Source organism: Cupriavidus sp. 94F1 (genome assembly GCF_057798875.1).
In genome coordinates, this window is the sequence record NZ_JBYOJT010000013.1 from 128,998 (window position 1) to 150,190 (window position 21,193).

General features: G+C 67.8%; 19 protein-coding genes. 11 read left to right on the top strand and 8 right to left on the bottom strand.

Annotated elements, in window-relative coordinates:
- Positions 1-2 precede the first annotated feature (2 nt).
- Complete coding sequence (locus AC3FJ6_RS24200; RefSeq protein WP_488774044.1) at positions 3-233, top strand: hypothetical protein; 231 nt, start codon at positions 3-5, stop codon at positions 231-233.
- A gap of 36 nt (positions 234-269) precedes the next feature.
- On the opposite strand, the gene AC3FJ6_RS24205 is transcribed toward AC3FJ6_RS24200, so the two are convergent.
- From AC3FJ6_RS24205 to hemA, 6 genes are all read right to left on the bottom strand, one after another.
- Positions 270-884: a UbiX family flavin prenyltransferase gene (locus AC3FJ6_RS24205; protein ID WP_488774045.1), complete on the bottom strand. Its 615-nt coding sequence runs from the start codon at positions 882-884 to the stop codon at positions 270-272.
- Positions 885-901: 17 nt separating this feature from the next.
- Positions 902-1,213 (bottom strand): Grx4 family monothiol glutaredoxin, encoded by a 312-nt coding sequence (gene grxD, locus AC3FJ6_RS24210; protein ID WP_153949151.1) that lies wholly within the window; start codon positions 1,211-1,213, stop codon positions 902-904.
- A gap of 83 nt (positions 1,214-1,296) precedes the next feature.
- Complete coding sequence (prmC, locus tag AC3FJ6_RS24215; RefSeq protein WP_488774046.1) at positions 1,297-2,169, bottom strand: peptide chain release factor N(5)-glutamine methyltransferase; 873 nt, start codon at positions 2,167-2,169, stop codon at positions 1,297-1,299.
- 144 nt (positions 2,170-2,313) lie between these two features.
- Positions 2,314-2,643 carry a hypothetical protein gene (locus tag AC3FJ6_RS24220; protein ID WP_400393550.1) on the bottom strand — a complete coding sequence of 110 codons (330 nt, stop codon included), beginning with the start codon at positions 2,641-2,643 and terminating at the stop codon, positions 2,314-2,316.
- 190 nt (positions 2,644-2,833) lie between these two features.
- A complete protein-coding gene (prfA, locus tag AC3FJ6_RS24225; RefSeq protein WP_488774047.1) occupies positions 2,834-3,916 on the bottom strand; it encodes a peptide chain release factor 1 in 1,083 nt (360 codons plus the stop codon).
- Between the two features lie 109 nt (positions 3,917-4,025).
- On the bottom strand, positions 4,026-5,330 hold the full coding sequence (hemA, locus tag AC3FJ6_RS24230) for a glutamyl-tRNA reductase (RefSeq protein WP_488774048.1): 1,305 nt from the start codon (positions 5,328-5,330) through the stop codon (positions 4,026-4,028).
- A gap of 157 nt (positions 5,331-5,487) precedes the next feature.
- On the opposite strand from hemA, the gene AC3FJ6_RS24235 reads away from it, so the two are divergent.
- A complete protein-coding gene (locus tag AC3FJ6_RS24235) occupies positions 5,488-5,730 on the top strand; it encodes a hypothetical protein (protein ID WP_488774049.1) in 243 nt (80 codons plus the stop codon).
- A 51-nt stretch (positions 5,731-5,781) separates the two neighbouring features.
- Here the strand turns inward: AC3FJ6_RS24235 and AC3FJ6_RS24240 are convergent, their stop codons facing one another.
- Complete coding sequence (locus AC3FJ6_RS24240) at positions 5,782-6,549, bottom strand: 5'-methylthioadenosine/adenosylhomocysteine nucleosidase (RefSeq protein WP_488774050.1); 768 nt, start codon at positions 6,547-6,549, stop codon at positions 5,782-5,784.
- A gap of 259 nt (positions 6,550-6,808) precedes the next feature.
- On the opposite strand from AC3FJ6_RS24240, the gene AC3FJ6_RS24245 reads away from it, so the two are divergent.
- The 4 genes from AC3FJ6_RS24245 to AC3FJ6_RS24260 all read left to right on the top strand — a co-directional run bounded on the left by AC3FJ6_RS24245 (position 6,809) and on the right by AC3FJ6_RS24260 (position 11,693).
- A complete protein-coding gene (locus AC3FJ6_RS24245) occupies positions 6,809-8,938 on the top strand; it encodes a TonB-dependent siderophore receptor (protein ID WP_488774051.1) in 2,130 nt (709 codons plus the stop codon).
- Between the two features lie 93 nt (positions 8,939-9,031).
- Entirely contained in the window at positions 9,032-10,045 is a 1,014-nt protein-coding gene (locus AC3FJ6_RS24250) for a DUF2157 domain-containing protein (protein WP_488774052.1), read from the top strand.
- Entirely contained in the window at positions 10,042-11,196 is a 1,155-nt protein-coding gene (locus tag AC3FJ6_RS24255) for a DUF4401 domain-containing protein (protein ID WP_488774053.1), read from the top strand. The genes AC3FJ6_RS24250 and AC3FJ6_RS24255 overlap by 4 nt, the downstream gene beginning before the upstream one ends.
- The gene (locus AC3FJ6_RS24260) at positions 11,193-11,693 is read left to right on the top strand and encodes a GDYXXLXY domain-containing protein (protein WP_488774054.1); all 501 of its coding nucleotides are present in this window, start codon (positions 11,193-11,195) and stop codon (positions 11,691-11,693) included. Before AC3FJ6_RS24255 ends, AC3FJ6_RS24260 begins: the two co-directional genes overlap by 4 nt.
- Before the next feature lie 100 nt (positions 11,694-11,793).
- Here the strand turns inward: AC3FJ6_RS24260 and ychF are convergent, their stop codons facing one another.
- A complete protein-coding gene (gene ychF, locus AC3FJ6_RS24265) occupies positions 11,794-12,885 on the bottom strand; it encodes a redox-regulated ATPase YchF (RefSeq protein ID WP_488774055.1) in 1,092 nt (363 codons plus the stop codon).
- A gap of 264 nt (positions 12,886-13,149) precedes the next feature.
- Here ychF and AC3FJ6_RS24270 point away from each other — a divergent pair, with 264 nt between their 5' ends.
- The 5 genes from AC3FJ6_RS24270 (at position 13,150) to AC3FJ6_RS24290 (ending at position 20,871) form a co-directional block, all read left to right on the top strand.
- Positions 13,150-14,457 carry a UbiH/UbiF family hydroxylase gene (locus tag AC3FJ6_RS24270; RefSeq protein WP_400393297.1) on the top strand — a complete coding sequence of 436 codons (1,308 nt, stop codon included), beginning with the start codon at positions 13,150-13,152 and terminating at the stop codon, positions 14,455-14,457.
- A 156-nt stretch (positions 14,458-14,613) separates the two neighbouring features.
- On the top strand, positions 14,614-15,372 hold the full coding sequence (locus AC3FJ6_RS24275; RefSeq protein WP_488774056.1) for a DsbC family protein: 759 nt from the start codon (positions 14,614-14,616) through the stop codon (positions 15,370-15,372).
- Positions 15,373-15,495: 123 nt separating this feature from the next.
- Complete coding sequence (gene acuI / locus AC3FJ6_RS24280; protein WP_488774057.1) at positions 15,496-16,500, top strand: acrylyl-CoA reductase (NADPH); 1,005 nt, start codon at positions 15,496-15,498, stop codon at positions 16,498-16,500.
- Between the two features lie 62 nt (positions 16,501-16,562).
- On the top strand, positions 16,563-18,377 hold the full coding sequence (locus AC3FJ6_RS24285) for a M61 family metallopeptidase (RefSeq protein WP_488774063.1): 1,815 nt from the start codon (positions 16,563-16,565) through the stop codon (positions 18,375-18,377).
- Positions 18,378-18,474: 97 nt separating this feature from the next.
- The gene (locus AC3FJ6_RS24290) at positions 18,475-20,871 is read left to right on the top strand and encodes an FUSC family protein (RefSeq protein WP_488774058.1); all 2,397 of its coding nucleotides are present in this window, start codon (positions 18,475-18,477) and stop codon (positions 20,869-20,871) included.
- The last annotated feature ends 322 nt before the right edge of the window (positions 20,872-21,193 follow it).

The following is a 21,193-nucleotide window of genomic DNA, read 5'->3' on the forward strand; positions in this document are numbered from 1 at the left end:
TGATGAGAACGAAAGCGATTGTGTTGGGTCTGGCAGTGACTGGCGCGGCCATGCTTGGCGGCTGCGCGGTATATCCCACGCCGTACGGGCCAGAGGTCGGCCCGGCCCCGGTCGCGGTAGCGCCCGCGCCGGTGTACGTGGCCCCGCCGGCCGTGGTGGTGCGGCCATCGTATGGCTACTACGGTGGCGGGTACTACGGTGGCTATTACGGGCGCCGGTACCGGCACTGGTAAGCCGTTGGAAAGGTTGGCAAGAGAGAACTCCCTTGCTTAGTCGCTCGCGCCGCTGTTCAGCCCGCCCCATCCCGGCGCGAGCGTTTCACCGATGTCGCGCAGGTCCACCAGGTCGAGCACGCGGCCGACGGTATGGTCGACCAGCTCGGCGATGCTTTGCGGCTTCTGATAGAACCCCGGCACTGGCGGAAATACGATGCCGCCCATCTCGGTGACGGCGGTCATGTTGCGCAGGTGGGCCAGGTTCAGCGGGGTTTCACGCACCATCAGCACCAGCTTGCGGCGTTCCTTGAGCGTGACGTCGGCCGCGCGGGTGATGAGGTTGTCCGAGAGGCCGTGGGCCACGGCGGCCAGTGTGCGCATCGAGCACGGCGCCACGATCATCGCGTGGGCACGGAACGATCCGCTGGCAATGGTGGCGCCGATATCGCGCACGTTGTGAACCACATCGGCCAGCGCCTCGACTTCCGCGCGGCCGATGTCGAGTTCGTGCTGCAGGTTCATGATGCCGGCCGGCGACATCAGCAGGTGGGTTTCCACGCCGCGCACATCGCGCAGCACCTGTAGCAGCCGGACGCCGTAGACGGCGCCCGTGGCACCCGTGATGGCGACGATCAGCCGTTGCGGCACGCCGCCCTGATTCACAGGCATGGCAGTTCCAGACAGGCTCAGGCCTTCAGCAGCGATTGCAGTTCGCCGTTCTGGTACATCTCCATCATGATGTCCGAGCCGCCGACGAACTCGCCGTTCACGTACAGCTGCGGAATGGTCGGCCAGCTTGCGTATTCCTTGATGCCCTGGCGGATGGCGTCGTCTTCGAGCACGTTGACCGTGGTCGGCGCGTCAACGCCGCAGGCCTTCAGGATCTGGATCGCACGGCCCGAGAAACCGCACATCGGAAACTGGGCGGTGCCCTTCATGAACAGCACGACGGGGCTGCCCTTCACGATCTGGTCGATCTTCTGTTGTACGTCACTCATGATGAAAACGGTCCGGTTGCATGGGGATCAGCGGATTTTACCGGAATCGGGCTCCGGCATCAGATAGGGGTATCAGCCAGGCGTCAGCCCGGCAGCCGGCCGCCGCTGCAGCGTTCGTTGCCGCCCAGGTCGCGTGCCGTGAACACCTCGGCAAAACCCGCGCTGGTCAGCAGGTGGCGGGTGGCGTAGCCCTGGTCGTAGCCGTGCTCCATGAGCAGCCAGCCCTGTGGCAGCAGCCGCTGCGTGGCGCCGGCGACGATGGCCCGCAGGTCGGCCAGGCCGTCCTCGTGATCGGTCAGCGCGTCGATCGGCTCGAAGCGCAGGTCGCCTTCGGCCAGGTGCGGGTCGCCCGCCGCGATATAGGGCGGATTGCTGACGATGAGATGAAACCGCTGCCCGGGCGGCAGCGCGTGATACCAGTCGGACACCAGGAAGCGGATATTGTCCGCCTGCAGCGCACGGGCGTTGTCCTGCGCCACCATCAGGGCGCCGGGCGAGATGTCGGTGGCCCAGACTTCGGCGTCGGGCCGCTCGCGGGCGATGGTCACGGCCAGGATGCCCGAGCCGGTGCCCATGTCCAGCACGCGCGGCGCGTGGATGCCGGCCAGGCGGGCCAGCGATGCCTCGGCCGCCACTTCGGTGTCGGGGCGCGGAATCAGCACATCGGGCGTGACCCGGAACGTGCGGCCGAAGAATTCGCGTTCGCCCAGCAGGTACGCCATCGGCACCCCGGTCAGCCGCCGCGCCAGCAACGTGGAAAATGCATCACGTTGTGCATCGTTGAGATGGTCCTGGTCGCGGGTGATCAACTGCGTGCGCGTGAGCCCGGTAACGTGGGACAGCAGCATGCGTGCCTCCAGCGCCGGCAGGCCGGCCATGGCGGCAAGCGTTTGCGCTTCGCGCAGGGTGGGCGTGGACGGCAGGGGCGGAAAATCGCCCGGAGGATTCGAGGACATCGGCGGTGCGTCTGGACAATCGGCGGCCGGCTCGCAAAAAACCCCGTCGGACCTGGGCCTGACGGGGTTTTCGCGTGGCTCTGCTTCAGGCGCCTAGTGTAAGCCCATTCGGGGCCGGCTTCCGCGCGCGCCTGCGTAGGGCTATTACTTGTTGACGGCGTCCTTGGCCTTGTCGGCCGTGGTGTTGACGGCGTCCTTGGTGGCTTCCTTGGCGTGGGCCATGGCATTGCCGGCGTCCTGGCGGGCCTTGTCGGCGGCGGCCGAGACATCCGAGGCCACGCCGCTGGCGGCGGCCTTGGCGGCGTCGGCGGCATTTGCAGCGGCAGCGGCGGCGTCGCTGGCAGCGGCCTTGGCCGATTCGGCGGCGCTCTGCATGGCGGTGTCAGCGTTGGTTTGCGGGGCCTCTTCCTTCTTGCCGCAGGCGGCAACGGAAATGGCGGCGGTAAGCATCAGCACGGCGAGCAGCTTGTTCATGATTTCGTCCTTGTGTGTCTGTTGGAGGAGTGACATCCACCCAGACTTCGATGCCCCCAACGCGCCGATCTCAGCAAAGTGACGTATTGGGGTGGTCTGGTCGAAATCGATTATAGACAGCGCGTTTTTACAAGCCAGTGCTGTTTCAAGCATTTACCTAGGTTACAAACTTCGGGGACGCCCGCTCCGGTCAGGCATCGTCGCCCAGCGCCGCCAGCTGGTCGGCCTGGTGTTCGGCGGCCAGCGATCCCAGCAGTTCGTCGAGGTCGCCGTCCATGATCATGTCGATCTTGTACAGCGTCAGGTTGATGCGATGGTCGGTCACCCGGCCCTGCGGGAAGTTGTACGTGCGGATGCGGTCGCTGCGGTCGCCCGAGCCGATCAGGTTGCGCCGCGTGCTGGCTTCCTTGGCCTGCGCGGCACGCATCTGGCCGTCCTTGATGCGCGCGGCCAGCACCTTCATGGCTTTTTCCTTGTTGCGGTGCTGGCTGCGATCGTCCTGGCACTCCACCACGATGCCGGTGGGCAGGTGGGTCAGGCGCACGGCGGAGTCGGTCTTGTTCACGTGCTGGCCGCCCGCGCCCGACGCGCGGAACGTATCGACCCGCAGGTCTGACGGGTTGATCTCGACCTCGCCCACTTCGTCGGCCTCGGGCATCACGGCCACGGTGCAGGCCGACGTATGGATGCGGCCCTGCGCTTCGGTGGCCGGCACGCGCTGCACGCGATGGCCGCCCGACTCGAACTTGAGCTTCGAGAACGCGGCATCGCCGGCAATGCGCACGATCACTTCCTTGTAGCCGCCCAGGTCGGACGCGGATTCGCTCATGACTTCCACCTGCCAGCGCCGGCGTTCCGCATAGCGCGTGTACATGCGCAGCAGGTCGGCCGCGAACAGCGCGCTTTCCTCGCCGCCGGTGCCGGCGCGGATTTCGAGCAGCAGGTTGCGGTCGTCGTTGGGGTCCCGGGGCAGCAGCAGCGTCTGCAGCGACGTTTCCAGCGCTTCGAGCCGGTCGCGCGCGGCGGCGATCTCGTCGGCGGCAAAGTCCTTCATCTCGGGATCGTCCAGCAGCGCCTGCGCGGTGGCCAGGTCGTCCTGCGCCTGGCGATACTGCGCGTACTGCTCGGCCACCGGCGACAGTTCGGCATGTTCGCGCGACAGCTTGCGGTACTGGTCCATGTCTGCCGTGGCCGTTTCGCTGGCGAGCAGGGCGTTGACTTCGTCGAGTCGCTCGGCCAGCTGGTCGAGCTTGTGGAGCATGCTGGGTTTCATCGGTAGCGGAATCGGGAGGCTGGGGGCCGCGGTGGCGTGGCCACGGCGCGGATCGGCGGGCGGATGCCCGGCGGCGCCGGCGGACGCCAGCGCGGGATGGACAACGCGGCTAGCGTTCCGAGTGACTGCTGTGGCGGAACAGGCCCGGCACCAGGCGCAGCAGCGCCTCGCGGTCTTCGCCCTGGGTGTGGTTCAGCGCGTGCGTGGGACCGTGCAGGAACTTGCGGGTCAGCGCGCCCGAGAGGGCTTCGAGCACGGCGGCCGGATCGTCGCCACGCGCCAGCATGCGGCGCGCGCGCTGCATTTCGGCCTGGCGGATGGCTTCGCCGCTGGCCTGCAGGTCGCGGATCACGGGCACGACGCTGCGCGTTTCGATCCAGTGCATGAAGTGCTGCACGCGCGATTCGATGATGGCCTCGGCCTGGGCCACGGCGGCCTGGCGCATCGCGTTGCCCTCGCGCACCACGGCGCCCAGGTCATCGACGGTATAGAGGAACACGTCGTTCAGGCGCGCCACTTCGGGTTCGACGTCGCGCGGCACGGCCAGATCGACCATCATGATCGGGCGGTGCTTGCGGCGCTTGACCGCGCGCTCCACCGCACCCAGGCCGATGATCGGCAGCGAGCTTGCGGTGCATGACACGACGATGTCGAATTCGTGCAGGCGCTCGCCCAGGTCCTGCAGGCGGATGGCCTGCGTGGTCAGGCCCTGCCCGGCCAGCTGCTCGGCCAGCTTCTCGCCGCGTTCCACGGTGCGGTTGGCCACCACCACCTGGCGCGGCTTCTGCGCGGCGAAGTGCGTGGCGCACAGCTCGATCATCTCGCCGGCGCCGATGAACAGCACGCGCTGCGTCGACACACTTTCGAAAATCCGCTGGGCCAGGCGCACGGCGGCGGCCGCCATCGATACGGAGTGCGCGCCGATCTCGGTCTGGCCGCGCACTTCCTTGGCCACCGCGAACGTGCGCTGGAACAGCTGGTTCAGGTAGGTGCCCAGCGCGCCGGCTTCGCCAGCGGTACGCACCGCGTCCTTGAGCTGCCCCAGAATCTGGGTTTCGCCCAGCACCATCGAATCGAGCCCGCTGGCCACGCGGAAGGCATGGCGCACGGCTTCGGACTGGGGCAGGGCGTACAAATGCGGCGCCAGATCCCCCGCGGGCACGTTGTGATGCTGGGCCAGCCAGCGCAGCGTGTGCTCGAAGCCTTCCTGACCCGGCTGCAGCACATCGGTGGCGCAGTAGATCTCGGTACGGTTGCAGGTGGAAAGAATGGCGGCCTCGGTGCCGTTGCGCCCAGCCAGGTGGGTGCGCAGCGCGCCGAGTGCGGGTTTGATCTGCTCAAGCGGAAACGCCACACGCTCGCGGAGCGAGACGGGTGCCGTGGTGTGATTGATACCGATCGCGAGCAGTTGCATTTGTGGGGTTGGATTGCCATCCGGAACGGTGCCGGAAGCGGTGGTCATTATACCGCCCCGTTACAAAGTTGCAGGGAACCCCGAGCGGCGCCGGCCACGTGCAGTATCGTTACGACACATCCACTTTTGCTGTGGATCAAAAGACAGGGGAGTTGTCATGTTGGGACTGGCAGTGGTGGGCGCAGTAGTCGGATTCGCTGGACGGCTGCTGCACCCGGCCGGCCGCGTGGTTACGGTTCCCACCGCGCTATGGCTGGGCGTGCTGGGCGCGCTGGCGGCGTTCTACGGCGGTCGGGCCGCGCATCTGTTTACGGATGGGCAGATATTTGGATGGGCCGCCGCGATGGCCGGTGCGGCGCTGCTGGTGGCGGTCTGGGGCGTGGCCCGCCCGCGCCGGTAAGTTCAGAACGGACAAAACGGTCGGGAATCGGCGCCGGACCGATATGCCTGATCAGCCTCTTGCGTCCAGAAAGCGGCGCAGGATGGCGCTGGAGTAGTGGCTGGCCACGTCGCGCAAAAACGACGAAAAATCCACATGTGCCGTATCGTCCGCACGGTCGGACACAGTGCGCATCAATGCGTAGGGCACGCCATATTCGTGGCTGATCTGCGCCAGCGCGGCGCCTTCCATCTCCACGGCAAGCAGGCCGGGCAAGGCCTGTCGCAAATCGGCCACGGCCGCCGGCGCATTGATGAACTGGTCGCCGCTGGCAATCATGCCGACGTGCAGGCGCGGCTGATCGACGCTGAAGCGGGCCAGCACGCCATCGGGCACCTCGGTGGCCAGATCGTCGCGCAGGAAGTCTTCCGCCGCGCGGCGCAACGCAGCGGTCAGTGCGGGGTCGGCCGGGAATTCGGCCTGGTCCAGCAGAGGCACCTCGTGGCGCGGAAACAGTGGACGGGCATCCATGTCGTGCTGGACGGTGCGGTCGGCCACGACGATGTCGCCGACCCGTACGTCAGTGCCCACTCCGCCCGCAAGGCCGGTAAATACGATCTCATCAACGCCAAATTCCCGGATCAATGTGACCGTGGTGGCCGCTGCCGCCACCTTGCCGACGCGCGCCAGCACCAGCACCACGGGTTGGCCATGCAGCGTGCCGCGGTAGTAGTCGCGCATGCCGATGGTCTGCATGGTGGCACGCGCGTCTTCGTGGCGCATGGCGGCGATCAGGCCGTCGACTTCATGGTGCAGGGCGGCGAGGATGCCTAGGGTCATGGTGCTTTGAGGGGGACGGAATCGAATCGGCGCCAGCTTACCGGCGACCGGATCGATGCGGAAGCCGGCGCCGGACTGTGGGCAGTGTGCGACATTCGAACATGACAAGGGTGTTCGATTGTGTGCTGCGCAATACATGGCGTTACAATCCGTTGCGATTAATGCGATTCATTCGCATTCGTATTTCCGATAAGCAACGAGAGAGAAATCCATGTCAGTCCGCGCCCGGGGCCGCGTTCGCCGCTCGCACGTCCTTCAGATGACCACCCTTGCCCTGAGCCTGCAGGCCGCCAGCCTGGCCAACGCCCAGGAACAGGTGCCCGCCGCCGCCGAGCCGGCCCATCACAGCCTGCCCGTGGTGACGGTCAGCGGCAGCCGCGGCGAGGCGTCGCCCACGGGCCCGGTGCAGGGCTTCGTGGCCACGCGCGCCGTGACGGCCACCAAGACCGATACGCCGATCATCGAGACGCCGCAGTCGATCACGGTCATCACGCGGGACCGCATGGAGCTGCAAGGCGTGCAGTCGGTGGCGCAGGCGGTGGGCTATACGGCCGGCGTGACCACGGCCGGCTTTGCCAACGACAACCGTACCGATACGATCAAGATCCGCGGCACCGATTCCACCCAGTACCTGGACGGCCTGCTGAACGCGGTCGGCTTCTATAACAACACCCGCCCCGACCCGTACGCGCTGGAGCGCATCGAAGTGCTGAAGGGGCCGTCGGGCATGCTGTACGGCCAGGGCGCCGTGGGCGGCATCGTGAACCTGGTGTCGAAACGGCCCCAGGCCGAAGCGGCGCGCGAGATCGGCGTGAGCTTCGGCAACTACAACCGCAAGCAGATCCAGGCCGACCTGACCGGGCCGATCGATGCCGACGGCAAGTGGCTGTACCGCTTCGTGGCGATGGCCCGCGACAGCGATGCGTCGGTGGACTACGTGAAGGACAACCGCTACTTCATCGCGCCGTCGCTGACGTATCGGCCGAACGCCGACACCGAATTCACGCTGCTGGCCAATTTCCAGAAGGACGACAGCGGCACGATGATCGGCTTCTTCCCGTGGCGCGGCACGCTGATCGAGAACCCGGCCGGCCAGATTCCGCAGAACTTCTTCGTCAGCGAACCGGGATTCGACAAATACACGGCCGAGCAGCACGCCGTGGGCTACCAGTTCTCGCACCGCTTCAACGACACCTTCACGGTGCGCCAGAACCTGCGCTACGCGCACAGCACGGTGGACTATCGCAGCATCTACACCACCGGCTTCACCGGCGCCACGCACGGCTGGGTGCCGGGCAGCGACACCCTGCTGCGCCGCGTGCTCTACCTGAACCAGCCCACGCTGAACCAGTTCGCCGTCGATACCCAGGGCCAGGCGAAATTCCGCACCGGCCCGGTGGGCCATACGTTCCTGGCCGGGATGGACTACCAGAACAGCGAAAGCACGGGCCGCACCAATGCCAACGGGTCGGCCGCGCCGATCAATGTGTTCAACCCGGTCTACGGCAACTACGTGGCGCCCACGGCGTTCCGCGACCTGCCGCCGGCCAAGCAGATCCAGACCGGCGTGTACCTGCAGGACCAGATCGAATGGGACAAGTGGCTGCTGATGGTGGGGCTGCGCTACGACTGGTCGCGCGCGGCGCAGGACAACACGCCGTCGGCCTCGCGTGACGACAACGAACTGACCAAGCGATTCGGCCTGATGTACCGCTCGGACTTCGGGCTGAACCCGTATGTCAGCTATGCCGAATCGTTCCAGGGCCAGGCCGGCTTCAATGTCGACGGCACCGCGTTCAAGCCGCTGCGCGGCAAGCAGTGGGAAGCCGGTATCAAGTACCAGCCGCCGGGCAGAAACATGACGCTGACGGCGGCCGTGTTCGACATGCGCGAGGAAAACCGCAAGGTGGCCGGCGTGGTCAACGGCATGGCGGGCACGGTGCAGATCGGCGAGGCCCGCACGCGCGGCGCCGAACTGGAGGCGCTGGTGTCGCTGGGCCGGCTGGACCTGATCGCCGCCTACACGTTCCTGAACGCCAGGACGCTCGAAGGCACGGCAGCCGAGCAGGGGCAGCGGCTGGCCAGCGTGCCGGCCAACACGGCGTCGCTGTGGGCCAACTATCGCTTCAGCCTGTTCGATATCCCCGGCTTCCTGGCCGGCGCCGGCGCGCGGTACAACGGTCCGAGCACCGACGGCACGGGCAACAACAGGGTGGGCGGCTTCACGGTGTTCGACGCCGTGGTGGCCTACGATCGCGGCCCGGTGCGCGTATCGCTGAACATGAACAACGTGTTCGGCAAGCAGTACGTCTATAGCTGTATCGCACGCGGCGACTGCTTCTTCGGCACGCAGCGTTCGATCATCGGCAACGTGACCTACCGCTTCTGACAGGTCAGGTTCCGGCCCGGGGCGCCCCCGGGAGACTTCGGCGTGCCGGTTTGCTAGCATGCAGCCCATGCCGACTCTTCGGGGGATCGCCGGTTGGAAACCTTTACGTCTCGCCGCACCATCCAGCAGGCGCTGGCCGACTGGCGCGCCCAGGGCCGCCTTGGCGCCGCCGACCTGCTGGCCGCCTGGGGGCCCACGCTGCCCCGCCGCGCCCACTGGCATGACTGGCTGGACCGCGCGCTGCTGATCCTCGGCACGGCGCTGCTGTGCGCGGGCGTCATCGTCTTCTTCGCCTTCAACTGGGCGTCACTTCATAAATTCTCCAAATTTGGACTGCTGGCGGGGCTGCTGACCGTGCTGGCCGGGTTTGCCGCCTGGCGCCCGGCAGGCGACATGGCGGGCCGGGCCGCGCTGGGCGGTGCGCAGATGGTGTCCGGTGTGCTGATGGCCGTGATCGGGCAGACGTACCAGACCGGCGCCGATGCCTGGCAGCTGTTCGCGCTGTGGACGCTGCTGGCCGTGCCCTGGGCACTGGCGGCGCGCGCGGCGCCGCACTGGTGGATCGTGCTGGTGATCGGCAACGTGGCGCTGCTGCGGTTCTGCAGCGTGCGGCTGGGCATCGGGGGCATGTTCGAACTGCTATTCTCGGCCCGCTTCGCACGCGAAACGATGATGTTCCTGCTCGGGACGTCGATCGTGCAACTGGCGGTCTGGTACGTGCTGGCCGGCCGGGCGGGGCGCTGGGGCTTCGTGGGCGCCACCGGCCCCCGGCTGCTGGGCCTGCTGGCCTGCGGCTATGCGGCATGGGTGGGACTGATGAGCGTGCTGACCGGCCAAGTGAATGCCACGGGGCTGCTGGTCAGCGCGGTGGCGCTGGTGGGCCTGGCCGCCTGGTTCCGCTGGCGCGCGTTCGACATCGTGGTGCTGAGCGTGGTGTGCCTGACCGGCATCGGCGTGATCGTCTCGGCGGTGGGCCGCTGGCTGGCCGACTTCCACGGCGATTTCGGCGCCTTCCTGCTGCTGGCGCTGCTGACCATTGGCCTGGCCGTGGCGGCCGCCACGTGGCTGCTGCGCGCCTGGCGCGAGACATCGGGGAGCCCGGCATGAGTCAGCATCCGATCGACCGCATCGATCCGACCGAACAGACCGAACGCGGGCTCTGGAACCAGCTGGCCGCGCGCGGCACGGTGCAGGGCGACTATGCGACGACCTTGCGCACGCCGTGGCCGATCCGCCTGCTGATGGGCGGCGCGGGCTGGCTGGGGGCGCTGTTCTTCCAGATATTCCTGGTCGGCACCGTGTTTGCCACCACGCGCGGCAACGGCCCGGCCATGGCCGTCACGGGCATGGTGATGATCGGCATCGCCGTCGCCCTGTACCGCGTGACCAGCCGCGAAAGCGGCCGCATCGCGCTGGGGCAGTTTGCGCTGGCGCTGAGCCTGGGCGGCCAGGGCATGGTCATCGCCGGCGTGGGCGAGGCGATGGGCTTCGGGCGATTCCTTGAAACGGCGCCGTTCTGGCTGGGTGTCGCCCTGTTTGAAGCGGTGCTGTTCGTGCTGGTGCCCGACCGTCTGCACCGCTTTCTGGCGGTGCTTGCCTTGTGGCTGGCGCTGGCCATTGCCGCATGCGTGGCATTGGGCGACCTGATCGCGCCGCGCTGGACCGCCATTCCGATGGCGCTCGGGCCGATGACGGCGCTGGCATTTGCCGCGCTGCTGGCCTTCGTCATGCACGAGGACCGGCTTGCGGCGGCGGGGCGCCTGCAGATGGCCGGGCCGGCCGCCGATGCCACCCTGCTGATGGCGCTGCTGGGCGCGCTGGTGGTGACCGGCTTTGCGCATCCGGCCGACCTGGTCTTCGGCGTCGACACGCCATGGCGCGCGCAGGGCGGCTGGCTGGCCGGCGCGCTGCTTGGCGCGGCACTGGTGGCCATGACGCTGCTGGAGTGCCGGCGGCTGGCGTGCAGCACGCCGGCTGGCGTGGCGACGGTGGCGGTGGCCGTCGCGTTCAGCGCCTTGATGGTGTACGCGCCTGCCGTGACGGCCGGTGCGCTGGCACTGGCCATGGCGCTGCGGCGCGGTTCGCTGCCGTGGTTGGGACTGGCCATCGCCACGGTGCTGATCGGCTTTGTCTGGTACTACAGCACGCTACAGTGGACGCTGCTGGCCAAGTCCGCCACGCTGGTGGCCGCCGGCGCGCTGCTGCTGGCCGCCCGCGCGGCGCTTGGCCGTATCGCCAACACGGAGGCCGTGGCATGAAACGCTGGATCATCGTGGGATGGCTGCTGGCGGTTGGGGTCGCCCTGGCGGGCATCGTCGGCAAGGAGCGGCTGCTGGCACGCGGCGATGTGGTCTACCTGCGGCTGGCGCCGGTGGACCCGCGCTCGCTGATGCAGGGCGACTACATGGCGCTGAATTTCTCGATCGCCAACGAGGTGCGCGTGGCGCATGGCACGGCGCAGACCCGGCTGGCACGCGAGGAAGTCATCGTGATCCGCCGCGACGCGCGCAATGAAGGCCACTTCGCCCGCCTGCACAAGGGCGAGCCGCTGGCCGCCGACGAGCGCCTGCTGCGTGTGCAGAACGTGCCCGCGCGCTGGGGCGGCACCGGCGTGCAGGTGTCGACGGACGCGTGGTTCTTCCAGGAAGGCCAGGCGGAACGCTATGCCAAGGCGAAATTCGGAGAATTCCGAGTCGATGCCGATGGGCAGGCGTTGCTGGTGGGGATGCGGGACGAGGGGCTGCGCGGCATGTAGCCGGGCACCGGGCCGCTGCAATGAAAAATCGCCCGCAACCTTCACGGCTGCGGGCGATTCTGGTGGGCTGCCGGCAGGGGAGAAAGGCTCCCCGCGCGGCTTAGACGTTGAACAGGAAGTTCATCACGTCGCCGTCCTGCACCACGTATTCCTTGCCTTCGGCGCGCATCTTGCCGGCTTCCTTGGCGCCCGTTTCGCCCTTGTACTGGATGTAGTCGGCGTAGGCGATGGTCTGGGCGCGAATGAAGCCGCGTTCGAAGTCGGTGTGGATCACGCCGGCGGCCTTCGGGGCGGTGTCGCCCACGTGGATCGTCCAGGCGCGCACTTCCTTCACGCCAGCCGTGAAGTACGTCTGCAGGCCCAGCAGCGTGAAGCCGGCGCGGATCACGCGGTCCAGGCCCGGTTCTTCCATGCCCAGGTCGGCCAGGAACTCGGCCTTGTCGGCGTCGTCCAGGTCGGCGATCTCGGCCTCGATGGCGGCGCAGACGGCCACCACCGGCGAACCGGTGGCCTTGGCGTATTCGCGCACGGCGTCCAGGTGCGGGTTGTTCTCGAAGCCGTCTTCACGCACGTTGGCCACGTACATGGTGGGCTTGGCGGTGATCAGGCAGAACGGGCGCAGGGCTTGCCACTCTTCCGGCGACAGGTCCAGCGTGCGCACGGCCTTGGCCTGGTCCAGCACGGCCTGCGATTTTTCCAGCACGGCCACCAGGCGCTGGGCTTCCTTGTCGCCAGCGCGGGCCGGCTTGATATAGCGCGCCAGCGCCTTCTCGACGGTGGCCAGGTCGGCCAGCGCCAGTTCGGTGTTGATGACTTCGATGTCCGACAGCGGATCGACCTTGCCCGCCACGTGGATCACGTTGTCGTCCTCGAAGCAGCGCACCACATGCGTGATGGCGTCGGTTTCGCGGATGTTGGCCAAGAACTGGTTGCCAAGGCCTTCACCCTTGGACGCGCCGGCCACCAGGCCCGCGATATCGACGAACTCGACCGTCGCCGGCAGGATGCGCTCGGGCTTGACGATCTCCGCCAGCTTGGCCAGCCGCGGATCCGGCACTTCCACCACGCCCACGTTGGGCTCGATGGTGCAGAACGGATAGTTCTCGGCGGCGATGCCGGCCTTGGTCAGGGCATTGAACAGCGTGGACTTGCCGACGTTGGGCAGGCCGACGATGCCGCATTTGAGGCTCATGGGAAACCTTTAACAATCAATGGGTTGCAGTGCGTCTGACGCGCGGCGGGCGGTCGGGCGAACGACCTGCGACAAGCCGGGGCAGAGTGGGCGAGGCGGGACAGGACCAGCGGATCGGGGCGTTGCTCGACGATCCGTGCCGGGTGCTGCCGCCGGAAAAACCGCCATTGTACCCCTGCGGGACGCCGCGCTGGCGCGGGCGCGCCTGTGTGGCCCGGCGTCGCGCGGCCAATGCCGCACCCGTCACGTCGCTATAATCCAGCCATGTCCGGACCTGCCGTGCCGGCGCCCAGCGCCGCCGCCCCATCGATGTCGTCGAATCCTTCTTCCCGCTTCCAGATCGCCGTGGTCGGCGGTGGCATTGTCGGCAAGGCCTGTGCGCTGCTGCTGGCGCAACAGGGCATGCAAGTGGCGCTGGTGGCGCCGCGCCCCGCCGGCGACACCGCGCGCACCGGCGACGATGACTGGGACAGCCGCATCTACGCGTTCTCGGCCAGTTCGCAGGCGCTGCTGGAACGGCTGCGGGTCTGGGAGGCGCTGGACCCGGCGCGCGTGCAGCCGGTGCGCGACATGCGCATCTATGGCGACGAAAGCGCCTGCGAGAGCGATCCCTCGCCGCATGGCGACCTCCATTTCTCGGCGTATGCCGCCGCCGTGCCGCAACTGGCCTGGATCATCGAATCGGGCCATGTCGAGCGTGTGCTCGATACCGCGCTGCGCTTCCAGCACCAGGTGAAACGGTTCGACGACACGGCCGGGCAGCTGGAGCGCGACATCGACGGTGTGACGCTCACGCTGGCCAGCGGCGAGCGCGTGCGCGCCAACTGCCTGGTGGGCGCCGACGGCGCGCGGTCGTGGGTGCGCCAGCAATGCCATATCGGCACCACGCAGCGGCGCTACCGCCAGCTGGGCGTGGTCGCCAATTTCCGCTGCGAACTGCCGCATCAGGAAACGGCCTGGCAGTGGTTCCTGGGCTGCCCCGAAAAGCTGATGGCCGACGAGGAGTCAGCCAATGGCGAGATCCTGGCCATGCTGCCGCTGCCCGGCAACCGGGTGTCGATGGTGTGGTCGGCCGAAGAGGCCCATGCGCGGGACTTGCTGGCGCTGTCGCCCGAAGCCCTGGCCGCCACCGTGGCCCAGGTGGCCAGCGGCGCTGTGGGCGCCCGGTTCGGCGCGCTGCGCTGCATCACGCCGGCGCAGGGTTTTCCGCTGGTGCTGCAGCGGGCAGATCACTTTGCCCAGCCGCATGTGGTGCTGGTGGGCGATGCGGCGCACGTGGTGCATCCGCTGGCCGGGCAGGGCATGAACCTGGGCCTGCGCGACGTGGTGGAACTTGGGCGGGTGATGGCCGACAAAGAGTCGTTCCGCCATGAAGGCGACTTGCGCCTGCTGCGCCGCTACGAGCGGGCCCGCGCCACTGACCTGCTGTCGCTGACGGCGGCCACGGACGGCCTGCACCGGCTGTTTTCGCTACCCGGCACGCCTGCCCGGGTGGTGCGCAACCTGGGCATTCGCGCGGTGGGCAGCCAGGGGCTGCTCAAGCGGTTCCTGATCGGCCGCGCGCTCGGGTAGCCCGGCCGGCCAGGATCGCCGGGAGTCCCCGGATTTCCCGGAACGCGCGACAATCTCTCCATCGGCGCGCCGAATGCGGCCAATCACGCATTCGGCGATTTACCGATGACATGCAAAGCCGGCACACTGACCGGCATATCGTTACCTGGAGTCAATATGTTGCAACTGTTCCGCCGCCGATCCGCACGCGTTGCCGCGATCGCCGCCTTTGCCAGCGGCGTGGCCGCAGCGGGCTATGCCGTCCACGCGCTGGCCGCGGACGAACCGGGCACGGACAAGATCCGGCAGTCCATCCAGAAGATGCTGGGCGGCCGTGCCGAGGTGAAGAGCGTGACCCGCGCGCCCGTGCCGGGCCTGTACGAGGTCAACGTCGGCGGCCAGCTGGTCTACACGGACTCCACCGGCCGCTACATCCTCAACGGCGAACTGATCGACACCAAGACCAATACCAACCTAACCGAAGAGCGGCTGGCCGAGATCAACAAGATCAAGTGGTCGGACCTGCCGCTGACGCGCGCCATCAAGTGGACCAAGGGCGACGGCAGCCGGACCGTGGCCGTGTTCTCCGATCCGAACTGCGGGTACTGCAAGAAGATCGAGCAGACGTTCCAGCAGATGGACAACATCACCGTCTACACCTTCCTGTACCCGGTGCTGTCGCCGGACTCGTCGGTCAAGGCCAAACAGGTCTGGTGCGCGGCGGACCGTACCAAGGTGTGGCGCGACTGGATGCTGAACCACGTGGCGCTGGTGGGTAACGGCAGCTGCAAGACGCCGATCGACGACAACCTGGCGCTGGGCCAGAGCCTGAATATCTCGGGCACGCCGGCGGTGTTCTTTACCGACGGCACGCGTATCCCGGGCGCGGCGGACGCCGCCACGCTCGAACGCAAGCTCGCAAGCCTCAAGAAATAACGACGACGCCGGACCCCAGCCGGCTGTCAGGAACGGCCGGCACTGTCCGGCCGTTTTTTATTGCCGGATGCCCCTGTCCGGACGCCCCTTTTGTCCATCCACAAGAAAACGGGAGACGCCATCATGACCTTCCAGGCTTTGCTGCTGACCCAGGCCGACGACAAATCCACGCAGGCGCAGATCGCCCAGCTTGACGAAAGCCAGTTGCCCGAGGACGGCAACGTGCTGGTGGCCGTCGACTATTCCACGATCAACTTCAAGGACGGCCTGGCGATCACGGGCCGCTCGCCCGTGGTGCGCAAGTGGCCGATGGTGGCCGGCATCGACGGCGCGGGCACGGTGCTCGATTCCAGCGATCCGCGCTGGAAGACCGGCGACCGCGTGGTGCTGAACGGCTACGGCGTGGGCGAGACGCACTGGGGCTGCCTGGCCCAGCGCGCGCGGCTCAAGGGCGAATGGCTCGTGAAGCTGCCCGACGCCTTCACCACGCGCCAGGCCATGGCCATCGGCACGGCTGGCTATACGGCCATGTTGTCGGTGCTGGCGCTGGAGCGCGGCGGCGTGAACGGCCCGGTGCGGCCCGGCGATGGCGACGTGCTGGTGACCGGCGCGTCGGGCGGCGTGGGGTCGGTGGCGATCGCCATCCTGTCGAAGCTCGGATATCGCGTGACGGCCTCGACGGGCAAGTCGTCGGAAGCCGATTTCCTGCGCGCACTCGGTGCCGCCGACGTGATCGACCGCGCCGAACTGGGCGTGCCCGGCAAGCCGCTGCAGAAGGAACGCTGGGCAGCCGTGGTGGATTCGGTGGGCTCGCACACGCTGGTCAATGCCTGCGCCCAGGTGCGCTACGGCGGCGTGGTCACGGCGTGTGGGCTGGCGCAGGGCATGGATTTTCCGGCATCGGTGGCGCCGTTCATCCTGCGCGGCGTGACGCTGGCCGGCATCGACAGCGTGATGGCCGCGATGCCGCTGCGCGAGACGGCGTGGAAGCGGCTGGCGCAAGACCTGGCGCCCGACCGGCTGCAGGCCATCACGCGCGAGATCCGTCTGGGCGAGGCCATCGAGGCGGGCCGCAAGATCATGGAGGGCGGCATGCGCGGGCGCGTGGTGGTCGATGTGAACGGCTGACGCGCGGCTCGGAGATATCGCACGTCCCGGATGGTCCGGGGCGTGACGCTACAATCGTGACCATGACGCCGATCCGCTACGCCATCGCCCCGCTTCAACCCGAAGCCCACCTGTTCGCCGTGACCGTGACGGTGGACGTTCCCGACCCGGCCGGCCAGGTCTTCACGCTGCCCGCGTGGATTCCGGGCAGCTACATGATCAGAGACTTCGCACGCAACATCGTCCGCATCCGCGCCGACGCGGGCCGCGTGCGCGTGCCGCTGACCAAGCTCGACAAGCAGACCTGGCAGGCCGCCCCGGTGCCAGCCCAGGCCGGCCCGCTGACGCTGAGCTACGAGGTCTACGCGTGGGACCTGTCGGTGCGCAGCGCGCACCTGGACACCACCCATGGGTTCTACAACGGCAGCTCTGTGTTCCTGCGCGTGGTGGGACAGGACGCGCATCCGTGCACGGTCGATATCCATCCGCCCGCGGGCGAGGCCTATGCCGGCTGGCGCGTGGCCACGTCGCTGCCCGAGGCCCGCGGCCCGGGCGGTGCGCGCCGCTACGGGTTCGGGCGTTACCAGGCGGCCGACTACGACGAGCTGATCGACCATCCCGTGGAGATGGGCACGTTTGCGCTGGGCACCTTCCGCGCCTGCGGCGCGCAGCACGACGTGGTGTTCACGGGCCGCGTGCCGCAGCTGGACATGGCGCGCATCTGCCGCGACCTGAAGCAGATCTGCGAAGCGCAGATCAGGCTGTTCGAGCCGCGTTCGGCTCGCGCGCCGTTCCTGGACAGCAATCGCCGCTACGTCTTCATGACGATGGTCACCACCGACGGCTACGGCGGCCTGGAGCACCGCGCCAGCACGGCGCTGATGTGCGCGCGCAACGACCTGCCCGTGCGCGGCAACAGCGAGACCAGCGAGGGGTATCGCACCTTCCTGGGGCTGTGCAGCCACGAGTACTTCCACACCTGGAACGTCAAGCGCATCAAGCCGGCGGCATACGTGCCGTACGACCTGACGCAGGAAACCTACACCCCGCTTCTGTGGCTGTTCGAGGGCTTCACCAGCTACTACGACGACCTGATCCTGGTGCGCACCGGGCTGGTCTCGGCGCAGCAGTACGTGGACATGCTGGCCAAGACCTGGAACGGCGTGCTGCGCGGCAACGGCCGCACCAAGCAGAGCGTGGCCGAAAGCGCCTTCGATGCCTGGACGAAATACTATCGCCAGGACGAGAACGCACCGAATGCCATCGTCAGCTATTACACCAAGGGGTCGCTGGTGGCGCTGGCGCTGGACCTGACCATTCGCGCAAAGACACGCGGCCGCCGGTCGCTGGACGACATCATGCGCGCGCTGTGGCAACGCTATGGCCGCGACTTCTACGCGCCGGGCGCCAACCAGCGCGGCGTGACCGAAGCCGAGGTGCATGCGTTGTTCGACGACGTGACCGGGCTGCGCCTGGGCCGGCTGCTGCGTGCGCTGACCGAAGGGACCGACGAGATCGGCCTGCCGGCGCTGTTGCGCGACTTCGGCATCGTGGCCGAGCCGCAGAAGCCGAACGGCAGCGCCGCGCTGGGCATCAAGACCCGTACCGATGACGGCTGGGTGCGCGTGAGCCAGGTGCTCGATGGCGGCGCGGGCCAGCGGGCCGGCGTGTCGGCGGGCGACCTGATCGCGGCCGTGGACGGCCTGCGCGTGGCGCCTGGCCAGCTCGACAAGCTGCTGTCGCGCTACCGCCCGGGCGACCGGGCCGAGCTGCACGTATTCCGGCGCGACGAACTGCAGGTGCTGCCGGTGACACTGGCGCGCGAGCCGGCGGCGCAGTACAAGGTCAAGCTGGAACCGGGCAAGCATGCGGGGCGAGCGCGCTGGCTGGGCCAGTAACCTGCCTGTCACGGCGCCGTGGCCACCATGGTGACGGCGCCCGCCCCCCGGCTGCCCCCAATTTATCCGTCTTTGCCCGGCCTCTGGCCTCCGCCCCATGGAATACGCGCACGACCCCCGCACGTTCCTGTTTTCGCATTACATCTACCGTGGCCTGCGGTCGGCCACGGGCGTGATCGGCCTGACACTGATCGCGATGCAGTTCATGGACCTGCCCAGCGCCATGGTGGTGTCGGTGGGTGCGCTCTGCACGAGCCTGATGGACCTGCCCAGCCCGTTGCCGCACAAGTTCAACGAAATGCTGGCCAGCGTGCTGCTGTGTACGGCGGTCACCGCGCTGGTGGCGCTGGCCACGCCGTTTCCGCGCGTGATGCCGTTCGTGCTGGTGCTGGTGACGTTCCTGGCCGGCATGATGACGGTCTACGGCAACAAGACCATGCCGCTGCAGTTCTCGATGCTGTTCGTCATGACGCTGACGATCAACGAGGAATTCGTGGTGCGCAAGGCGCTGGAGCACTCGGCGCTGTTCGGCGCGGGCGCGCTGGGCTACCTGCTGTATGCGATGACCGTCAGCTGGATCACGGAGCGCCGCACGCGCCAGCAGATTCTGGCCGAATCCCTATACGAGATGGCCGGCTACCTGGAGATCAAGGCGGCCTTTTACGACGCCGGCACCGACTACGACGAGCAGTTCAACCGGCTGGTGCGTCAGCAGATCGTGGTGGCCGAGCGCCAGCAGGCCGCCCGCGACATGGTGCTGCGCGGCAACAAGACGCCGCATGACGGGCTGCTGGTGCAGGTGCACCTGCGCATGCTCGACCTCTACGAATACCTGCTGTCGACCAACACCGACTACGCGCTGCTGCGCCAGACCTTCGGCGGCACGCCGGTGCTGGACGGGCTGCGCCGGCTGGTGCTGGGCCTGTGCAAGGATCTGGAGGAAATCGCCTACGACGTCACGCGCGGCCGGCCTTCGTACAGCGCGTTCGACTATCGTGCGGACCTGCGCAAGGTGGAAGAGGAGATCGATCAGCTGCGCCATCACCATGTATCTCCGGCCGCGATGAACGCGCTGCGCGACACACTGGAGATGATTCGCGGCGCCATCACGCTGGTGGGCCAGCTGCACGAGGCATCGCGCACGCCGGTCGAGCCGGCCAAGGTGCTGCCGGGCTCGGACATGACGCCGTTCCTGACACGGCAGAAGTACGAATTCGGCGTGGTGCGCGACAACCTGCACTGGCGCTCGCCCGCCTTCCGCTTTGCGCTGCGCATCACGATGGCGGTGGCGGTGGGCCTGTGGCTGGGCGACCGGCTGCCGTATGCGTCGCACAGCTACTGGATTTTGCTGACCATCGTCGTGATCCTGAAGCCGAACTTCAGCATGACCAAGCAGCGATACAACGACCGCCTGATCGGTACGCTGATCGGCTGCATCGTCAGCGTGGGCATCCTGCGCTGGGTCCACGAGCCGCTGTTGCTGATCGGCATCCTGTACCTGGCCCTGGTGGCCAGCGCCGCGTTCGTGCAGATCAAGTATCGCTATACGGCCATTGCCGCCTGCATCCAGGTGCTTATCCAGATCAACCTGCTGATGCCGGGCAGCCAGACCGTGGTGGGCGAGCGGCTGGTGGACACGGTGATCGGCGGCATCATCGCGTCGATTTTCAGCTTTGTGCTACCTAGCTGGGAGTACCGGGCGATCCCGAAGCTGGTGGAGAACGTGCTGCAGGCCAATCGCCGCTATATCGCGGCCACACGCGACCTGCTGACGCGCAAGGCCAAGGACGACTTTGCCTATCGCGTGCAGCGCAAGCAGTTCATGGACAACCTGTCGGCGCTGATCGGGTCGTTCCAGCGCATGCTCGACGAGCCGCGCAGCCGGCATCGTGCCGTGGACAACCTGAGCCGCTTCATCGTGCAGAACTACCTGGTGGCGGCCCACGTGGCGGCGGCGCGTATCCAGGTGCGGCAGCACTTCGGCGACATGGACGTGCCGGCGGCCGAGGCGGCGATCGAGCAGGCCACCGATGCCGCGCTGCGTTCGCTGACGCTGGCCAGCGAACGTCTGGCGGGCGAGGAGCGGCACGGCCCGCGTGGCGCGGGCTTTATCCGTACGCCTGCCGAGACGGCGGTGGCAGGGGTGGGGCTGGTGCATGAGGCCGCGCCGGCATCGGCCGGGGCCGGGTTGCCCGCGCCGGCGCAGGAGGCGTCGGACGACGAAGCCAGCGAGCGCCGCGCCCGCATCGCCGATTCGGCGGACAAGCGCAAGGCCGACGTGCTGGCCCAGGCCGCCGCAGCCGGAGAGATCGGCGCCAACGAACCGCTGCAGAAGACGCAGGACCAGCACGCGGCTACGTCGGCCAGCGCATCGGGCCGCGCCGCAAATGCGCTGCTGGAACGTCGCCTGCGCGCGCTGCGCGAGGACGCGGCCAAGATCGCGCTGCGGACCGGCGCGATCGGCCGCGCGATCCGGGTGCCGCTGAAGACTTGAGGAGTTCGGCTGCCGCGACGGTTTGCTCTCCTGAAGATTCGCGCCGCGACGGTTTTCTCTCCCGAAGATTCGCTGCCGCGACGGTTTTCTTCCCAAGATTTGCTGCCGCGACGGTTTGCTCCCCTCTCCCGCGCGCGGGAGAGGGGCGGGGGAGAGGGCAGGCGCATGGAGTGCTAACCCGGCTCGGCAAGTGCGACGCGCGTGCCCTCACCCCCAACCCCTCTCCCGCAGGCGGTAGAGGGGAGCCGCGCCCACAGGTGCAAGCAAGGGGCTGCAATCTGCAAGCGCCCTGAAAGCAAAGCAAATCCGTCACCGCTGCGCT

Bases quoted from the DNA above. Each gene is read 5' to 3' on its own strand.
- AC3FJ6_RS24245 (WP_488774051.1), top strand. From the start codon at position 6,809: ATGACCACCCTTGCCCTGAGCCTGCAGGCCGCCAGCCTGGCCAACGCC.
- AC3FJ6_RS24240 (WP_488774050.1), bottom strand. From the start codon at position 6,549: ATGACCCTAGGCATCCTCGCCGCCCTGCACCATGAAGTCGACGGCCTG.
- AC3FJ6_RS24285 (WP_488774063.1), top strand. From the start codon at position 16,563: ATGACGCCGATCCGCTACGCCATCGCCCCGCTTCAACCCGAAGCCCAC.
- AC3FJ6_RS24205 (WP_488774045.1), bottom strand. From the start codon at position 884: ATGCCTGTGAATCAGGGCGGCGTGCCGCAACGGCTGATCGTCGCCATC.
- acuI (WP_488774057.1), top strand. From the start codon at position 15,496: ATGACCTTCCAGGCTTTGCTGCTGACCCAGGCCGACGACAAATCCACG.
- AC3FJ6_RS24270 (WP_400393297.1), top strand. From the start codon at position 13,150: ATGTCCGGACCTGCCGTGCCGGCGCCCAGCGCCGCCGCCCCATCGATG.
- hemA (WP_488774048.1), bottom strand. From the start codon at position 5,330: ATGCAACTGCTCGCGATCGGTATCAATCACACCACGGCACCCGTCTCG.
- AC3FJ6_RS24290 (WP_488774058.1), top strand. From the start codon at position 18,475: ATGGAATACGCGCACGACCCCCGCACGTTCCTGTTTTCGCATTACATC.
- AC3FJ6_RS24260 (WP_488774054.1), top strand. From the start codon at position 11,193: ATGAAACGCTGGATCATCGTGGGATGGCTGCTGGCGGTTGGGGTCGCC.
- prfA (WP_488774047.1), bottom strand. From the start codon at position 3,916: ATGAAACCCAGCATGCTCCACAAGCTCGACCAGCTGGCCGAGCGACTC.
- AC3FJ6_RS24200 (WP_488774044.1), top strand. From the start codon at position 3: ATGAGAACGAAAGCGATTGTGTTGGGTCTGGCAGTGACTGGCGCGGCC.
- AC3FJ6_RS24275 (WP_488774056.1), top strand. From the start codon at position 14,614: ATGTTGCAACTGTTCCGCCGCCGATCCGCACGCGTTGCCGCGATCGCC.
- AC3FJ6_RS24235 (WP_488774049.1), top strand. From the start codon at position 5,488: ATGTTGGGACTGGCAGTGGTGGGCGCAGTAGTCGGATTCGCTGGACGG.
- grxD (WP_153949151.1), bottom strand. From the start codon at position 1,213: ATGAGTGACGTACAACAGAAGATCGACCAGATCGTGAAGGGCAGCCCC.
- AC3FJ6_RS24220 (WP_400393550.1), bottom strand. From the start codon at position 2,643: ATGAACAAGCTGCTCGCCGTGCTGATGCTTACCGCCGCCATTTCCGTT.
- AC3FJ6_RS24255 (WP_488774053.1), top strand. From the start codon at position 10,042: ATGAGTCAGCATCCGATCGACCGCATCGATCCGACCGAACAGACCGAA.
- ychF (WP_488774055.1), bottom strand. From the start codon at position 12,885: ATGAGCCTCAAATGCGGCATCGTCGGCCTGCCCAACGTCGGCAAGTCC.
- prmC (WP_488774046.1), bottom strand. From the start codon at position 2,169: ATGTCCTCGAATCCTCCGGGCGATTTTCCGCCCCTGCCGTCCACGCCC.